13 protein-coding genes are annotated in these 16,315 nt (G+C 43.7%); 6 read left to right on the top strand and 7 right to left on the bottom strand.

Features of this window, described 5'->3' with window-relative positions; all coding sequences use genetic code 11:
* The first annotated feature begins 14 nt into the window (after positions 1-14).
* The 3 genes from B3O12_RS08690 to B3O12_RS08680 all read left to right on the top strand — a co-directional run bounded on the left by B3O12_RS08690 (position 15) and on the right by B3O12_RS08680 (position 4,791).
* A complete protein-coding gene (locus tag B3O12_RS08690) occupies positions 15-905 on the top strand; it encodes a FecR family protein (protein WP_286756008.1) in 891 nt (296 codons plus the stop codon).
* On the top strand, positions 905-3,640 hold the full coding sequence (locus B3O12_RS08685; protein WP_286747818.1) for a carboxypeptidase-like regulatory domain-containing protein: 2,736 nt from the start codon (positions 905-907) through the stop codon (positions 3,638-3,640). The genes B3O12_RS08690 and B3O12_RS08685 overlap by 1 nt, the downstream gene beginning before the upstream one ends.
* Before the next feature lie 206 nt (positions 3,641-3,846).
* Positions 3,847-4,791, top strand: coding sequence for a FecR family protein (locus B3O12_RS08680; protein ID WP_286756007.1), 945 nt, complete (start codon positions 3,847-3,849; stop codon positions 4,789-4,791).
* Between the two features lie 108 nt (positions 4,792-4,899).
* Here the strand turns inward: B3O12_RS08680 and B3O12_RS08675 are convergent, their stop codons facing one another.
* Positions 4,900-6,180 carry a UDP-N-acetylmuramoyl-tripeptide--D-alanyl-D-alanine ligase gene (locus B3O12_RS08675; protein WP_348655482.1) on the bottom strand — a complete coding sequence of 427 codons (1,281 nt, stop codon included), beginning with the start codon at positions 6,178-6,180 and terminating at the stop codon, positions 4,900-4,902.
* A gap of 95 nt (positions 6,181-6,275) precedes the next feature.
* On the opposite strand from B3O12_RS08675, the gene B3O12_RS08670 reads away from it, so the two are divergent.
* Together B3O12_RS08670 and B3O12_RS08665 are read left to right on the top strand one after the other, a co-directional pair.
* Positions 6,276-8,432 (top strand): FG-GAP-like repeat-containing protein, encoded by a 2,157-nt coding sequence (locus B3O12_RS08670; RefSeq protein WP_286756005.1) that lies wholly within the window; start codon positions 6,276-6,278, stop codon positions 8,430-8,432.
* Positions 8,429-8,818: a hypothetical protein gene (locus B3O12_RS08665; protein WP_286756004.1), complete on the top strand. Its 390-nt coding sequence runs from the start codon at positions 8,429-8,431 to the stop codon at positions 8,816-8,818. Before B3O12_RS08670 ends, B3O12_RS08665 begins: the two co-directional genes overlap by 4 nt.
* On the opposite strand, the gene B3O12_RS08660 is transcribed toward B3O12_RS08665, so the two are convergent.
* The 6 genes from B3O12_RS08660 to B3O12_RS08635 all read right to left on the bottom strand — a co-directional run bounded on the left by B3O12_RS08660 (position 8,808) and on the right by B3O12_RS08635 (position 14,969).
* Positions 8,808-9,584: an amidohydrolase gene (locus tag B3O12_RS08660; protein WP_286756003.1), complete on the bottom strand. Its 777-nt coding sequence runs from the start codon at positions 9,582-9,584 to the stop codon at positions 8,808-8,810. The two genes, B3O12_RS08665 and B3O12_RS08660, sit on opposite strands and share 11 nt — an antisense overlap.
* Before the next feature lie 24 nt (positions 9,585-9,608).
* On the bottom strand, positions 9,609-10,880 hold the full coding sequence (locus B3O12_RS08655) for a DASH family cryptochrome (protein ID WP_286756002.1): 1,272 nt from the start codon (positions 10,878-10,880) through the stop codon (positions 9,609-9,611).
* Positions 10,877-12,406 carry a cryptochrome/photolyase family protein gene (locus B3O12_RS08650; protein ID WP_286756001.1) on the bottom strand — a complete coding sequence of 510 codons (1,530 nt, stop codon included), beginning with the start codon at positions 12,404-12,406 and terminating at the stop codon, positions 10,877-10,879. Before B3O12_RS08650 ends, B3O12_RS08655 begins: the two co-directional genes overlap by 4 nt.
* 47 nt (positions 12,407-12,453) lie before the next feature.
* Positions 12,454-12,618: a DUF2256 domain-containing protein gene (locus B3O12_RS08645; protein ID WP_286756000.1), complete on the bottom strand. Its 165-nt coding sequence runs from the start codon at positions 12,616-12,618 to the stop codon at positions 12,454-12,456.
* 120 nt (positions 12,619-12,738) lie between these two features.
* Positions 12,739-14,208, bottom strand: coding sequence for a cryptochrome/deoxyribodipyrimidine photo-lyase family protein (locus B3O12_RS08640; protein ID WP_286755999.1), 1,470 nt, complete (start codon positions 14,206-14,208; stop codon positions 12,739-12,741).
* Positions 14,209-14,249: 41 nt separating this feature from the next.
* Positions 14,250-14,969 (bottom strand): hypothetical protein, encoded by a 720-nt coding sequence (locus tag B3O12_RS08635; protein WP_286755998.1) that lies wholly within the window; start codon positions 14,967-14,969, stop codon positions 14,250-14,252.
* Between the two features lie 86 nt (positions 14,970-15,055).
* On the opposite strand from B3O12_RS08635, the gene B3O12_RS08630 reads away from it, so the two are divergent.
* The gene (locus tag B3O12_RS08630) at positions 15,056-16,195 is read left to right on the top strand and encodes a methionine aminotransferase (RefSeq protein WP_286755997.1); all 1,140 of its coding nucleotides are present in this window, start codon (positions 15,056-15,058) and stop codon (positions 16,193-16,195) included.
* The last annotated feature ends 120 nt before the right edge of the window (positions 16,196-16,315 follow it).

Genomic DNA, 16,315 nt, shown 5'->3' with positions numbered 1-16,315 from the left:
GTTAATTTAGACCGGTGAAAGAAGATAATCTCATAGACAATTGGCTCAAACAGGAGCTTCCTCCGGAAGAGAAGGAAGCTATGGAGAAACTTATCGCTTTCACCGAGAAGCTGGACGTTCCGCATGGTAAATCGCAAAACGAAGCCTGGGAGCAACTCACCAGAAAAATAGAAGAAAGAGCTCCTGACAACGAAAAAATTATGCAGCCCTCAAAGCCTCGCAGGGCATGGCTGTGGGCTGCGGCTGCCGCTATTATATCCCTGGTTATCTACGTTAACTTTTCGGCAGGCAATAAGATCATCACCGTACGGGCGGCATCGGGCCAGCTTACAACCATTACACTCCCCGACAACTCTATGGTTACCCTCAATGCCGGAACCGTTATGTCTTACAAAGAAAAAAACTGGGAGCGCAATCGTTGGGTGGTACTATCGGGCGAAGCCTTTTTCGATATTACTCCGGGCAACGAATTCAAAGTAATCGGAGACAATTATCAGGTAAAAGTGCTGGGCACTTCCTTTAACCTTTACAACCGATCCAAACACCTGCGTGTTTCCGTATTTACCGGTACAGTAGAGGTAAGCAACAATGAAGATAAAGTAGTTTTGAACCCCGGTGAGGAAGCTTTACTGCACAAAGACCAGTTGAAAATCCAGGCTTTCGATCTCACACGAACAGCCACCTGGAGGTCGGGCAGCTTTTACTTCGATGCTCAACCCCTGTCGCAGGTAGTTGAGGAGCTGGAAAGGCAGTTCAATATTAAAATACTTTCAGAGCAACCACTAAGCGAAAGATATTACTCAGGCTACTTCAATACTTCGAACCTCAACGAGGCATTGCAGTTGGTTTTTGTACCTATGGGGCTTAAATTCAGTAGAAACGGAGATCAGGTAATTGTTGAATAGTGCGCATTATAAGTTGGCTTTTATGTGTATTGATTTGCAGCCAGATCAGCCTGGCTCAAGACATCCGTTCGGTGGCCATAACCGAAAACTTTGACAACGCTTCACTGGCCAAAGTACTCCGAATACTCAAAAACAAATACGACCTTAAAATTGCCTATGACGATGCCCTTATAACAGGCACTACGGTTTCCGGGCAGTTTGCTCAAAAGCCTGTGACCGAATTTCTGGACGCCATCTTGCGCAATAAAGGAATAGACTACCAATTGCTCAATGATAAAATCATCCTCATCCCCAAAAAGGTAAATCTTGATGTAAATACGCCCAGTCTGTTCGACATAACCGTATTTGGGTTGGTGCAAGATGCCAGCACCGGAGAAAGTTTACCCAATGCCGTGGTAAGAGTGAGCGGTTTGCAACGCGGAGTTATAACCAATAAAGACGGCTATTTCTCTTTACCCCAGGTACCCACCGACACCAGCACCATTGAAGTTAGCTACCTGGGCTACCAAAAATCGCAGGTAAAACTGAAGCCGGGAGAAACCAAGCAGACCATCAAAATAATGATGCAAGAAAGCTCACTAGATCTCTCCGAGTTTACGGTGGTAGAAAATAAATTCTCCACGGTTAAGTATGGCGATCAGATATCTCAGATCACCATAGACCCCAACAACCTCTCCGCACTACCAAGCCTTGGTGAACTGGATATTTTTCGTTCGCTTCAGTATTTGCCGGGCATTGGGGGTTCTGACGAAACCTCATCGGCCCTATCGATTAGAAACAGCCCTTCTACTCACAATTTGGTACTATTCGATGGTATAACCCTTTACCGGCTAGATCATTTTTTTGGTGTTTTTAGTGCCATCAATGCCGATGCTGTTCGAGACATTAAAATTTACAAAGGAGGCTTTGGAGCAGAGTACGGAGGTCGGGTCTCCGGGGTGGTAGACATTACGGGTACCACCGGGAGTTTCAACGAACCCAATTACTCCATGGGCTTAAACCTGCTAAGCGCTCGGTTTAGTGCCAATGTGCCTTTTGCCAGTGGAAGAGGAGCTTTTCATGTGAGTGCAAGAAGAGCATACACCGATATTATTCGCAGCAATCTCTTCGAAAAACTCTACACCAACTATCGAAAAAAATCTAATCAGGTAAATCAGCAGGCTTTTAACGGGCTGGCCAATGAAGACGACCTCATACGCCCCGATTTTCATTTTTACGATCTCAATTTTAAGGCCACCTACAAGGTTTCTACCCGCGATGTAATGAGTCTGAGTGTTTATCAGGGCCGGGACGACCTGGATACGGACTTTGACATAGTGAACTTCCAGGATCCGAACAATCCCGGCACCATTAGCCAAATTGACAGCTACAATGAAAAGGCCGACTGGGGTAACAATGGCATTGGACTGGCCTGGTCCAGAAACTGGAACAGAAAGTATTACTCAAACCTGCAGCTGGCCTTTTCCGATCATTACTTCGACTACTTCTACAACAACGAAAGACGCAATGGTGCTGGCGATCAAATCGGGCTTTACGAAATCACCCGAATGAACGAGGTAGAAGATCTTCAGTTAAATTTAAAAAATGAACTCACGGTGGGCGGACGGCATAGCCTTGACTTTGGCATTAACCTTTCCAGCATCAACGTATTCAACAAGGTAGATATACGCGATTTATCGGGCATGACTCCGGATGACCGCAACCCCAGCTCTGACGGAACCATTCTTTCCTTCTATCTGGCCGACAATATTACGCTCAGCAAAAACCTTGAGTTGCGACTGGGTGGCCGGCTCAACACCACCAGTGTAAGTGACAAAAGCTTCTTTGGGCAACGGGCGGCCCTCGTATATCAGCCCCTTCCACACCTGGAACTCAAACTAAGTTCGGGCAAGTATTTTCAGATTATGCGAGAAGAGGTTTTTGACGACCCCTTTTCGAATAATGAAAACAGTTGGAACCTGGCATATGAAAGCAGCAAACCAGGGCCCAGGCACCTTCCGGTAATGGAATCGGACCACCTAATAGCAGGCTTTCAATATGAAAAAAACGACCTTACCATAGACCTTGAGTTTTATGAAAAACAGGTAAGCGGGCTCACCGAATACAACATCTCTCACCTGTACAATCCCAACACCAACCGCCAAAGTCCGAGTATTCTTATAGCACCCGGCACCAGCAATATCAGGGGTTTAGATCTACTTATTCAAAAGCGTATAGGCCCATACCAGGGCTGGATTGCCTACACCAGAAGTAAAGCACTCAACCGCTTTGAAAGCATAAATAACAATAGTGAAATAGCTGCAAGAGAAGACCAGCGCAATGAACTTAAGTTTGTACATATTATTGAACTACCGGCCTGGAACTTTTCAGCTACCTGGGTCTATGGTAGCGGCAAACCATTTTACCGTCCCACTATTAATTTTATTCGAAACAATCAGGGTGAGTTGATCAATTTTGAAGTGGTTAACACCCAAAAAACAGTTGAACGACTTCCTGATTATCACCGGTTAGACATCTCCATTGCCCATAAGTTTGAGGGAGAACATATGCGTGGAGAAATGGGGCTATCTATTCTCAACGTGTATAACCGGCAGAACATACAAGGCAGGAGACTCAAGCGAGATGAAATTGAAATGGCCATTAATAACAATGAACAAATGGCCCCTACCAATCTTTACAGAGATATAGTACTGCTCGACTTTACCCCTTCCCTGTTTCTCAATCTGTATTTTTAAATTATAGGGCTACTTATCCAGATCAGATAGAAGCAAAAGACACTTGACCTACAAGCTGCCTTAACAGCCCCTATATGTGTCATTCCATTCGCAAATGGCAAGACTAGTGGAAAAATGTCAAAACACACACCATACGACTTAAATAAGCTACACTATAAATATACTAAAAGTAGGGTGTTGCTCACGCTTGGTGTATTAACAGCACAATGACAGGAAAAAAGCACCATAACAATTGGGAGCAGGCGTGGCTTGAGGGAGAAATAACTCACCGGGAAGCAAAACAACATGCCGAAAACGACCCTCAATTTGAGTCATTGCAGAAGTTTGTGGAACAGTCCGGCAACCTCTGTGTGAGAGAAACCATTTCTCAGGAAGAGGCCTGGAAGAAGCTGGAAAGCAAAATTTCTAACCACGATTCACCTAAAGTAATTTCCATTTCGCGCAGAGATTGGATAATCGGAGTAGCGGCCTCTTTCATCTTAGCTATTGGTGCTTTTTTCATTTTACAACCACGAACCAATCAAGTTTCTATAGCTACCGGTTTGGCAGAAGTACGAACAGTAAATTTGCCCGATGGATCGGTGGCATACCTGAATGCTGAAAGTTCCGTTTCATTTCCTGAAAAAGGCTGGACAGACCACCGAGAGGTGCGCTTAACTGGCGAAGCCTTCTTTGAGGTGAAGCGGGGCAGCAGCTTCAAGGTGCTAACAACCAACGGAAAGGTTGAAGTACTAGGCACCAGTTTTAATGTGAGAACCAGAGGCCAGCTACTGCAAGTAGCGTGTAAAACCGGCAAGGTAAAAGTAAGTAGTCCGGAAGGCACTTCAGAGCAAATAATAACTCCGGGACTCTCCGTTTCGGTTGAAAATAATGTTGTTTCCGAACCTGTAGAAACGCGGCTAGACAGAATTGACAGCTGGAGAATCGGTCAATATGACTACGAGAGTGTACCGCTACAACAAGTTCTGAACGAAGTAAAAAGATTATACAGTGTAGAAGTTGAGCACGACTTCTCTGAAAGCGAATTATCAAGCCCTATAACCACCACATTCAAAAGCCTGAAAGATGCCGCCCAAACCATTGCACTATCCAAAAGCAGAGGATTTGAGGTAAATACTGAGGCTCAACGAGTGGTGTTTAAGGTGAAATAATATTTAAAATAAGGTGACAATTGTTTTTATGGTTAAGCAGTTCAGTCACCGATTCTTAGGTTGAGGTTGAGGGATGGGTGGTGCCATCCCTCTTATTTTTTCAAGACATCAAAAACTCTCCAAAAGAGTTTCCAGGCTCATTCCCCGCGAACCCTTAATTAGTATCTGGCTATCTTGCAATTGAAGTCCTTTTAAGTAAGTCGCCAATTCTTGTTTATCTTCAAAGTACTCAGCCTTCTTATTCGTTTCATAGGCATGCTTCATTAGCTCACCACAAAAAATCACCTGATCCAGAGCGAGGCCGGCCGTCAGGCTACCCACAGCAGCATGTTCTTCGGCCGCTGACTCACCCAGTTCGAACATATCGCCCAGAATAGCCACCTTATAACCCGGTTTGGCCGCAAAATTTTGCAGTGCAAGTGCCATAGAAGTGGGATTGGCATTATAGGCATCCATTACCACGGTATTTGAGCCTAATTGCTTAATCTGAGACCGGTTATTTTCAGGTATATAGGCGGCTATAGCTTCCAGGGCTTCATTCTCAGGCACCCCAAAATAGGCTCCAATGCAAAGAGCCGCACAAATGTTTTCAAAATTATAGCTTCCGGAAATCTGAGTATCCACCACCTTGCCTGATCGGGCCCTCAGTTTCACAAAGGGTTGGGCATCGATTAACTCAGCATGGTAAACATCATCCTTATCAGGGTAAGTCGCTATCTCACTTACTAACCGACCGGCCTTTTCCATCAGGCGCTGATTACGAGAGTTCACAAACAAAACACCCCCTTGTTTGGCCACATGTTCATATAGCTCGGTTTTACCCTTAAACACCCCTTCTATTCCACCGAAGCCCTCCAGATGAGCCTTTCCTATGTTAGTAATCAAACCGAAAGTGGGTTCGGCAATGGCACAAAGTTGAGCTATATCTCCTACAAAATTAGCTCCCATTTCTACTATAGCCATCTCCGTGTTGGCCGTCAGCCTCAGCAAAGTAAGAGGTACACCAATGTGATTGTTAAAATTGCCCAATGTGGCCAACACACGAAATTTTCTAGCCAGCACATCTCGCACAAGTTCTTTAGTTGTAGTCTTTCCATTAGAACCCGTAATGCCAATTACCGGAATATTAAACTGCTTGCGGTGATGATTGGCCAACTGCTGCAGAGCCTTCAACCCATCTTCAACCACCAGATAACGATTATCTCTGGCATAGGCCGGGTCATCGATTACCACCGCACAGGCACCAAGCTCCAAAGCCTTATCGGCAAACTTGTTGGCATTAAAGTTTGGCCCTTTCAGAGCAAACCACAGGTTATCTTTTTGGATAGTGCGGGTGTCTGTAGACACACCCGTAGAACGAAGGTAAACCGAGTATAACTGATCAATCATTGCCATTGCATTTGGTCGGTAAAGTTACAACACTAAAGCGCAAAAATTGCGTTATTCTGAATGACTGATCGTAATTTAGCCTCAGAGTTGCTCGCATGAAATACCTGATTGTCTTAATAACCCTTTTCTTCGCCACTACAGCCAAGGCTCAGGTTGCCTTCGCCTTCGATCAGACGGTAGAACTCCGGCAAGACAATGAACGCTTAGCTAGGGCTTTTGAGGGGGGCTTAAATTCTGCGCAATTTCAAACCATGGATCTGAATATGGACGGGCAACAAGACCTGGTCATCTTCCACCGGCAGTCCGGCCACCTTACCACCTACATACGCCAGGACGATGAATGGGTATTTGACCCTTCTTATGCCTTCCAGTTTCCGGCCGATGTGGTGAATTGGATGGTACTGACAGACTTTGACTGTGATGGCAAAAAGGATCTTTTTACAAACACAACGCTGGGCATTAAAGTATACCGCAACATGAGTACTTCCGAAGGTGTGGCCTGGCAACTAGCCAGTGAATTTCTGCGCTTCGATCAGGGCTCTAATTTACAGGTGAGCGCCACCGATATACCCGGCTTTGCCGATGTTAACGGAGACGGAGCATTAGACATTCTTAGTTACCGCTTTGGAAGTTCCGGTTCGATAGAATACTACCAAAACACAGGTTCCTGTGGTAGCCTTAATTTTACCCGAATCACCAGAAACTGGGGCGATTTTTACGATTGTGGCTGCAACAACTTTTCGTTCGGACAACCCTGTCAGGAAAACTCTGGAGAAGCTGCTGAGGAGGCCGAGACTTCAGAGCCGGCTGTGATTTTGCATGCAGGAGGCAAAACCATTCTTCCCTTCGATGCAGACAATGATGGCGATATAGATATTGTAGCCTCAGATGAGCTCTGTACTAATCTCGTTTTTTTTGAAAATAAGGGAACCACGCAACAAGCCTCTATTACCGATTTTCTTCCCTTCCCCTCTCAAGACCCTGTGGCCTTTGAGTTTTTTCCTTCAGCGTTCCTTTTAGATACCGATTTTGACCAGGTAATGGAACTGGTGGTTTCCACAAACATCGACCGCAATCTGGGCAACAGGGTAAACTTTACAAACCACATACAGGTATTCGACAATTCCGGCAACAACCTAAACCCCACCTTTGAAGGGAAACAGCCTTTTTTACAACATGAGATGGTAGATTTGGGGGAGGATGCCTATCCCGCATTTTGGGACTATGATGCCGATGGTGATCTGGATTTATTCGTTGGGCACGCTGGACAACCAACCCCAAACGGACTGGTAAGCAGTCTTTGGCTGTTTGAAAATACCGGAAACCGTTTTAACCCCTCATTTGCTTTGGCAACTACCGACTTCCAGAATCTGTCTTCGCTGGGTTATGCCGGGTTTAAACCCCAGATGGCCGATATAGACAATGACGGCATTACCGATATAGTTCTTCAGGCACAAACCGGAGGAAATTCGGCTGCTATTTTTCTTCTAAAGGGCCTTGGTGATGGCCGTTTAGAAACTCCTGTAAATCTTAACCTGCCTACTACACCCAATAGCAACCCCTTGGTGTATGACATTGACGGAAACGGCCTGGCAGACGTGCTGCTTGGCGGAGCTTTTGGAGGACTGACGGCCTTTATCAACGAAGGCAACCTAAGGTTTAGGGAAGAGGAACAGTTTGGCGGTTTTGAAAATGATTTTACCCGTCAGGTGCTTTCTGTTGCAGTGGCCAACTGGTCGGGCACCAGCAAACCGCAACTACTTACCATAGATAGTCAGGGAGCATTGACCCTCTATGAAGCTCCTTTTAATGCAGCATTCCAAAAAGGCCCCTCTGTCACTACACTAATTAGCGAAGCAAATAACCTCAGACCTTCACGACAGGGCCGAAGCAACTACCTGGCCGCAGCCGATTTATTTGGCAATGGCAAACCATCGCTGGTTATTGGCACCAAAAGAGGTGGACTGTTGCTTCTCAGAAATGTGGGAACCGGAAATGGCGGAAGCGAAAATGACCTACGGGTTTCACTGTCTCCAAACCCATCAGCGGACTCCGTCAGACTTTTGTTAAATGCCAACGCCATGGTCTCAGTGGTAGATACCAGTGGACGACTAATTTCCGAGCCTGTAGCTGTAGCCGATGCTGAAGTAACTACTTTGGATTTCTCCAGTTACCCCGTTGGCCTATATCTGATTCGAATTGTAAGTTCGGACGGACGGAGTATTACTAAAAAGCTATTAATTCAGCGATGATCCTCTTCTGTTACTTTCAGATAAAACCCATAGAGCAAATAGCTTTTAGCTTTCCCGAGAAAGACGCATTAAGTGAAATTGATGCAGCGTTTAACTTTGTGGAAGCCGATAGTAAATCGGAGCCATTTTTAGTTCAGGAGATCGCTAAAATGATAGCTGAATCAGAACAAGTCATATGCTTTTTCGATGTAGTTGAATCAGAAGGTCTAGGCACTCTTTCTAAAGCGATAGAAGCCTTAAGAAAGAGCAAAGCAAACCAGCTATTCTTTGTGAATGGAAAGAACCAACAACTGCAGAAAGTCTTACAGATGTTGAAACAACCAGTGCACAACTTTGAATCTACCGCACAGTTGAAAGCAGTCTTAACTGAATCTATCAACTCTTGATTTCAAACTCATCGGCATCCAGGTGAGCAGGAAACTTTTTACGGAACGACTGAAGGCTTTCAGCAGAGAGTTCTATGTAAATAATCTCTTCCTTTTCAGAAAACGCCAACTGCTCTCCTTTTGGACTGTATGCCGCTGAATGACCATTATATTCAATACCAACTCCATCTTTCCCTACACGATTGAGACCAATAGAATAACTCACATTCTCAATAGCTCTTGCTTCCAGTAGCGTGTCCCAAGCATTCACTCTAACAGCCGGCCAATTGGCCACATAAAGCAACAGATCATAGGCTAAGTCTACATTTCTAGACCACACAGGAAACCTTAGATCATAGCAAACCATTGGACATATCTTCCAGCCCCTCCACTCTACTATGAGCTTTTCTGCACCCATATCGAAATGCTCGTGCTCATTGGCCATTCGGAAAAGGTGACGCTTATCATAAGTCTTAAACTGTCCATCGGGTTGCATCCACAAGAGCCTATTGAACACCTTGCCCTCCTCTTTGACGATGTAAGAACCGCAAACAGCTGCATTCTTTTGCGCAGCCATTTGCTTCATCCACTTAAAAGTATTGAAGTTCATGGGCTCGGCTAACCCCTTATGCTCCATAGTGAAACCGGTCTGGAACATTTCTGGAAGTAGAATAAGGTCTACGTCATTCTGAATTTGCCAGATTTTCTCTTCAAACATGGCTAGGTTCGCACCTATTTCATGCCAATGAATATCAGATTGGATAAGAGCTACGCGAAGGTTTTGCATAGCCAAATGTAGAAAGAATTAGGCTTAATCTGCCCACAACTCCTGGTACTCTCCTTTGGGATCGTACATCTCTTTTTGACGTTCAATGTTGAACTCTCTACCTCCTCTTGGGTCGTTTCCAACTCCAGCAATGTAAATCCAATTACCGTAGTTTGAACATGGGTCGTAGTCTATCAGCATTTTCTCGAAATAGGCAGCTCCTAGCCTCCAGTCAATCTTCATTTGGTGCATTAGGTATGAGGCTACATTTTGCCTTCCTCTATTACTCATAAACCCCGTGGCATTCATTTCCCGCATATTGGCATCAACAAAAGGTTCACCTGTTTTTCCATCTCGCCATAAGTGAAAAAGTTTATCAGATCCCCAGTCGATTTTATCTTCACCCAAAATTCCTTTTCTCTGATAAATCTGATTGCCGTATTTCTTGGCCACAAAGTGGAAATAATCTCGCCAAACCAGTTCGAAAACCAACCAATAGGTTGAGCTGTTTTTCTTTACGTACTTCTCGAATTTCTTTACTTGCCAATAGATTTGTCTTGGTGAGATACAACCATGAGCCAACCAAGGAGAGAACTTGCTGCTGTAATCACCTCCAATAAGGCCATTACGCGTTTGTTTATAGTTACCAAGCAACTCCTTATCCCATAAATAATAATTCAACCTATCATTGGCTGCTTTAGCTCCTCCAAGAAACTGGATAACCGACCTATCATCTACTTCAACTGGCTCAAAGCCTAATTCTTCCATAGAAGGCACTTCAGAACCGAAACCTTGGGGTGAATGAATTTGCAAAGGTGCTTCTAGTAGTTTTCTTACATCGGCCTTTTTCTCAACCGACTTTCTAAACTGCGTGAATATATCTGGAAGCTCATCCAAATGATAAGGCAGATCATTAATATGATAGAGTGTTTCACCCCAAATGAACTTAGTGTTTATGGTTTCTGAGAGTTTTTCCTCCAGCTGTACTTCATCATAAGCAGAAGCCTTTTGAGCATAAAGCACATCGCAATTATAGGTTTTCCTGATATCGTTAAGAACAGTCGCAGTATCTCCTACTTTGACCATTAAATCTGAGCCGAGCTGCTGTAAATGAGCCTTAAGATCCTCCAGCGATTCCAAGAGAAATTTAAGACGATGAGAGCCCATTCTTTCAATACCCCACTGCTCTCCCCTCAATAGGCTCTCATCAAAAACATAAACGGGCAAAATCTCTGGATTCTCCTCAACAGCCTTGTTTAAGACTTCATTATCCTCCACCCTCAAATCGTTCCGAAACCAGTAAATCGCCCTGCTCATATTTCCTCCATCTTATTCAGGTACTTAGCCGCTTGTTCAATGATTTGGTTTTTCTTTTCAGTAGAATTTTTATCCCAAACCCGGTAAATCATGCCCATTCGATGATTCTTCTCGAGCTTCTCTCTATTTCTGTCGAGAAAATCCCAGTATAGACTGTTGAACGGACAGGCCTTCTCACCTAATTTCTCCTTGTACTTGTAATGACATGAACCACAGTAATGACTCATTTTATGCATGTAATTAGCAGAAGAAACGTAGGGCTTAGTAGCCACCACACCACCATCGGCAAACTGGCTCATTCCTCTAGTATTGGTAATTTCCACCCACTCAATTGCATCGATGTAAATCCCTAGATACCATTGATCTACCTCATCGGGATCTATACCCGCCAACAGCGCAAAATTCCCCGTTACCATCAATCGCTGAATATGATGTGCATAGGCATAGTCCAAAGATTGTCCAATGGTGTGAGAAAGGCACTTCATTTTGGTTTCACCTGTCCAAAACCAGTCTGGTAGTTTTCTCTTATGGTTGAAGAAGTTTTCTTTGGCATAGTCCGGCATATATTTCCAATAGATGCCTCGCATATACTCTCGCCAACCTAGTATTTGCCTAATAAAGCCCTCGATTGCTGAAAGCGGAACATCCTCATTATTCCGCCCATATTCTTCAGATTTTCGAATAATCTCTTCTGGAGAAAGGATTTTCGAATTCAGTAAGAAAGATATTCTCGAGTGGAATAAAGACCAACCTTTGGTGGTCATAGCATCTTGATACTTACCAAAAAATGGCATACAATCATTCAGAAAGAAATCGAAGAGTTCTAACCCTTCTTCCCTTGTTACGGGCCACAGAAAATCTTTAGAATCTACATTTCCTATTGTTTTAATGCCTCTTTCCTCTAACAGCTCAACCAAGTCTGTTACATCTCTTTGAAATGATTTTGGCTCTGGAACAAAGGTATCTTCTGGCATTTTGTTCCTATTGTCATGGTCATAATTCCATTTACCTCCAACAGGATTATCTCCGTCCATTAGCACTTTATGCTTTTTGCGCATGTTTCTGTAGAACGACTCCATGAGCAACTGCTTTTTACCTTTGAAAAAGTCAGCAAGATCAGTTCGAGAAGTCATGAAATGCTCGGTATCGAAGGCTTTGAAATCAGCATCTATGGCTCCACAATACCCCTGAATCTGTTTATCGAGCCTGTATTCATCAGGCATCTGGTATTCGAACTTTTTGATCTTGTGCTCCTCTATTATCCAAGAAAGATTATCTGTTAATGACTGCTTATTCTTTTCATCATCTAGCTTTAGGTAAAGCACTTGATGTCCTTGCTTTTCCAAATGCTCAGCAAAGGCTCGCATGGCTAGAAAGAATGCAATAACCTTCTGAATATGATGCGTGGTGTAGGTTAGCTCCTCCCCCATCTCCATCATTACATAAAGCGTATTTTCGTCTTTCTCTTGATACCAAGAGTGTTGGTGATTCAGCTGATCACCTAATATTAGTCTTAGTCTCCTCATTTACTTGCGTCACCCTGTCCCGATAGTTCGGGATTATTTCAGGGACTTTAAGGTTTAGATGCTGAAACAAGTTCAGCATGACGTTTTCTGCTTCTTCTACATTTTTCTGAACAGTAAACCACTTCTTGCCAGCAGTTTCTCCATTTCTTTCGCCACTCAAAGGGGCGATTGCAAACGGGGCAAATCTTGGTTGGCAACGGTCCTTTTTTCATTGATGGGATAACTACATCCCAATAGAATAGTTTAATAGATCAACTCATCACCCTGAATTCATCTTAGGGTACTTCAAATAGATACCGAAGCAAGTTCGGCATGACGCAGTCCATGAACAGTTATTGCATTCGCCTACCTGGAATGGCATGCTTTTTTAGGATGCGGTAGTTTTCTTTTCTCACTTCAGCATGATTGCGATGTGACCACAGTGCTTTTCTAGCTCTTTCAGCCGCGGCTTTAACATCTACCACTGGCTTAAGGTCTTCGGGGTTTATGTTCAGCATACGCGCCTCCAAAGGTGGCATTTGCCAAGGCTCATGAATGTATTCAGAAGGAACGCCAGAGAGCTCTGGCACCCATTTTTTTATAAACTTCCCTTCAGTATCATGATCTTGGCTTTGCTTGATGGGATTGTAGATTCTGATGGTATTTATGCCAGTCATGCCGGCTTGCATCTGAAACTGTGGATAGTGAATACCAGGTACAAAATCTAAAAACTGTGAAGCCAAATACTGGGCTCCTTCTTTCCAGTGTTGCCATAAATGGTGCGTTAGAAAACTTACAAGCATGGCTCTCATTCTGAAATTAATATAGCCAGTCTCCTTCAAACACCTCATGCAAGCATCGACCAATGGCACTCCAGTTTTGCCATCTTTCCAAGCTTGAATGAGCTCTGGTTTTTCTTCCTTTTCTAAGAAATCATAACCCCGGTTGATGTTCTCAAACTCATAACGGTCTTCCATTTCGAACTTTTGCACAAAGTGCGCATGCCACTGGAGCCTAGAACCAAAGTTGGCCGACTGTCTTTTGAAGCCAAATTGATCTTTAGCAGTTAGCCTGGTTTGATAAACTTCTCTGAGACTCAAATTCCCCCAGGCTATATAAGGAGACAAACGGCTGCAGCCTTTTCTACTTTCTTCGGGTTTTGAGATTGACTTAGAATAATGCTGCACTCTATCGGTCAAGAAGCTCTTCATATACTTCTTACCTACTGAAGTACCTCCTTTTTGAAAATGAGCATGAGGAGTTTTGAATTCAGCAGGAACCGGCTTGCCGAACTTCTGCCTAATAGACTCAGCGAGTTCAATTGTTTGGGGTTTTTCTAAATCTGGTCGATCCAAAGCGGACTTCATGTAACCATGAAACTCTTTCAACCAATCTTTCCGGTTTTTAGCCCCGCGTAACACACCATTATGCAAATACTCATTCCATTGCACTCCATTCTGACCGCAGAATTTCTTCACCCATTTATCTAAATCATAAGTTACCTTAAGTCCGCTTTCTTGGTGAGAGTATATAGACTTTAGATGATAGATATCAGAGAAGTAGGTTAACGATTTTCGAAAGCCAGTATAAAACACCTCAACCTGATGACCTAAAGGCTTGAGAATTTCATTCATATCCTCAATAGATTCCCAGACAAATCGCCAATGTCGCACATCATAATGTGGGTCTGCAATCAGTTCTGGGTCGAAACAGTAAAGCAGAAGCAGCTTATCTCCAGACTCAATCGCTCTTTTCAGAGGCAAGTGATCCGTGAGTCGAAGATCTCGCTTAAACCAGACAATAGAAACTTCCTGCTTTGGCATAAATTTATAAAGCAGGTTGAAGGAAAATGTTTAGGACTTAATCAGTTTTTCAACTCTAAATCTATTTGGCTAATCAATTCCTTAGCATTGGAGAGCATTAACTCGTAACGCGGGCTATCTTCATCGGCATAGCGTTGAATAATTCCTAAAAGGTGAGGTTCTGTGAAAAACCATTTCAATGCGGAATTCATTTGAGCTCCTTCTTCTAACTCTAAGCCTAATTGTTTGGCCGAAGTCCATTTAAGGACGTGTGCCACCTCTTTACTCGATGAATTATAAAGTTCAACCTCCATGTTTTCTATAAAATTATTGAGGCTATTTTCTTCCAATAGTGTTTTTGAATAAGAGGTGTAATAGGCAAAAAGTGCATCTTCTAAGGTAGTACCTTGCAAGTCTTTTATAAAGCCTGAACTCTTTAAGGCTTCAAACCCCGATTGGTCTATCACAACACATTGTTCGGCCAAAATCTGTAACGACCCTAGAAGAGTTTCTTCAGAATATTCATCATGAATGGCCATATTCAGGTGATTCAAGGCTATTTCATGAAAGCTTTTGTAACGACTATCCGTTTCTGCAATACTTGCCGTATCGCTCACCACATTCTTCCTAATGGTTTCCAAGTACCCTTCCAACTGTTCCCTTTCTCTTTTATTCTGACTCCAATTATCAAACCCCATGGCCAAGCTGATACCTATGAAAATGAGCACAATTTCACCAAGGGCATATTTCCAATTGAACTTAAAATTTGGCTTTCTTTTCATCGGCCTACACTTAAACAATCCCTAATCTAGTCCTTTCTTTTCAATTGAAGTTTGTCAAAGGTTCTTCGCATGCCTATATTCCAACCATGCAAATTGAATCGAAACTACCCAACGTTGGGATCACCATATTCACCAAAATGTCGAAAATGGCTCAGGATTACGGAGCCATTAACCTCTCTCAGGGGTTTCCTGATTTTGACGTTGCGCCTGAGCTGATAGACCGGGTGCATTACTACATGAAAAAAGGAATGAACCAATATCCACCTATGGCCGGAGTAGCCTCTTTGCGAACCGCCATTGCGGACAAAGTGCAAAGGTGCTATGATGTGACCATTAAGGATACAGAGGTATTAGTGACTTGTGGTGCTATAGAAGCCATTTTTAATAGCATTAGTGCTCTGGTGCATTCGGGAGATGAGGTGATTATCATGAACCCTGCCTATGATGCCTATGAAGTCATTATCAACTTGCAGGGAGCAAAAGCCGTGGGGGTGAATTTGCGGCCCGAAGATTACAGCATCGATTGGGAAGCGGTAGAACAGTCTGTCACTGCCAAAACCAGAATGATCATTATCAACTCTCCACACAACCCTAGCGGAGCCATTTTGACAGAAGACGATTTAATTGCGCTGGAAAAAATAACGGAAGGCACCGAAATACTCGTTCTGTCCGATGAAGTGTATGAACACATTGTATTCGATGGTCAGGAGCATCATTCCGTACTCAGGTCGGAAAAACTGAGAAAGCGGTCGGTGGCTACCTTCTCTTTTGGAAAAACTTTTCATGCTACCGGTTGGCGCCTTGGCTATCTTGTTGCTCCTGAATTTCTAATGGCCGAAATCGTAAAAATCCATCAGTACAATACCTTTACCATACATGCACCAAGTCAATATGCCGTGGCCGACTATCTGGCCATACCCGACAACTATCTGAGCATAAGCTCCATGTATCAACAAAAGAGAGACTTTTTTCTGGAAGCCCTCAAAAAGAGCAAATTCAAGGCTATTCAATCGAACGGAACATACTTCCAGCTATTAGACTATAGCCAAATTAGCGACAAGCCCGACATAGAAATGGCCGAGTGGCTAACAAAAGAAGTTGGAGTTGCGGCCATTCCTACTTCCGTGTTTTATCAGAGCGGAGAAGATCGCAATGTGCTTAGGTTTTGCTTTGCAAAAAACGAGACAACCTTAAAAGCCGCTGCAGAAAAGCTAAAGGCTCTATAAACTTCATACTTGCCCTACTGAACCACTCCCACACCACATCAGTACCAGCCTGCTTGAAAATAGGAGAAACGAAAGGGGGCTGAAAGTTAGAAGAGGATGTATTGAGTCTGAGAAAGTGTT

It is taken from the genome of Roseivirga sp. UBA838, from assembly GCF_002296035.1.
GTDB classification, from domain to species: domain Bacteria; phylum Bacteroidota; class Bacteroidia; order Cytophagales; family Cyclobacteriaceae; genus Roseivirga; species Roseivirga thermotolerans.
The sequence above is the reverse complement of the archived record's forward strand: the minus strand, read 5'-3'. Positions and strand labels throughout refer to the sequence as shown.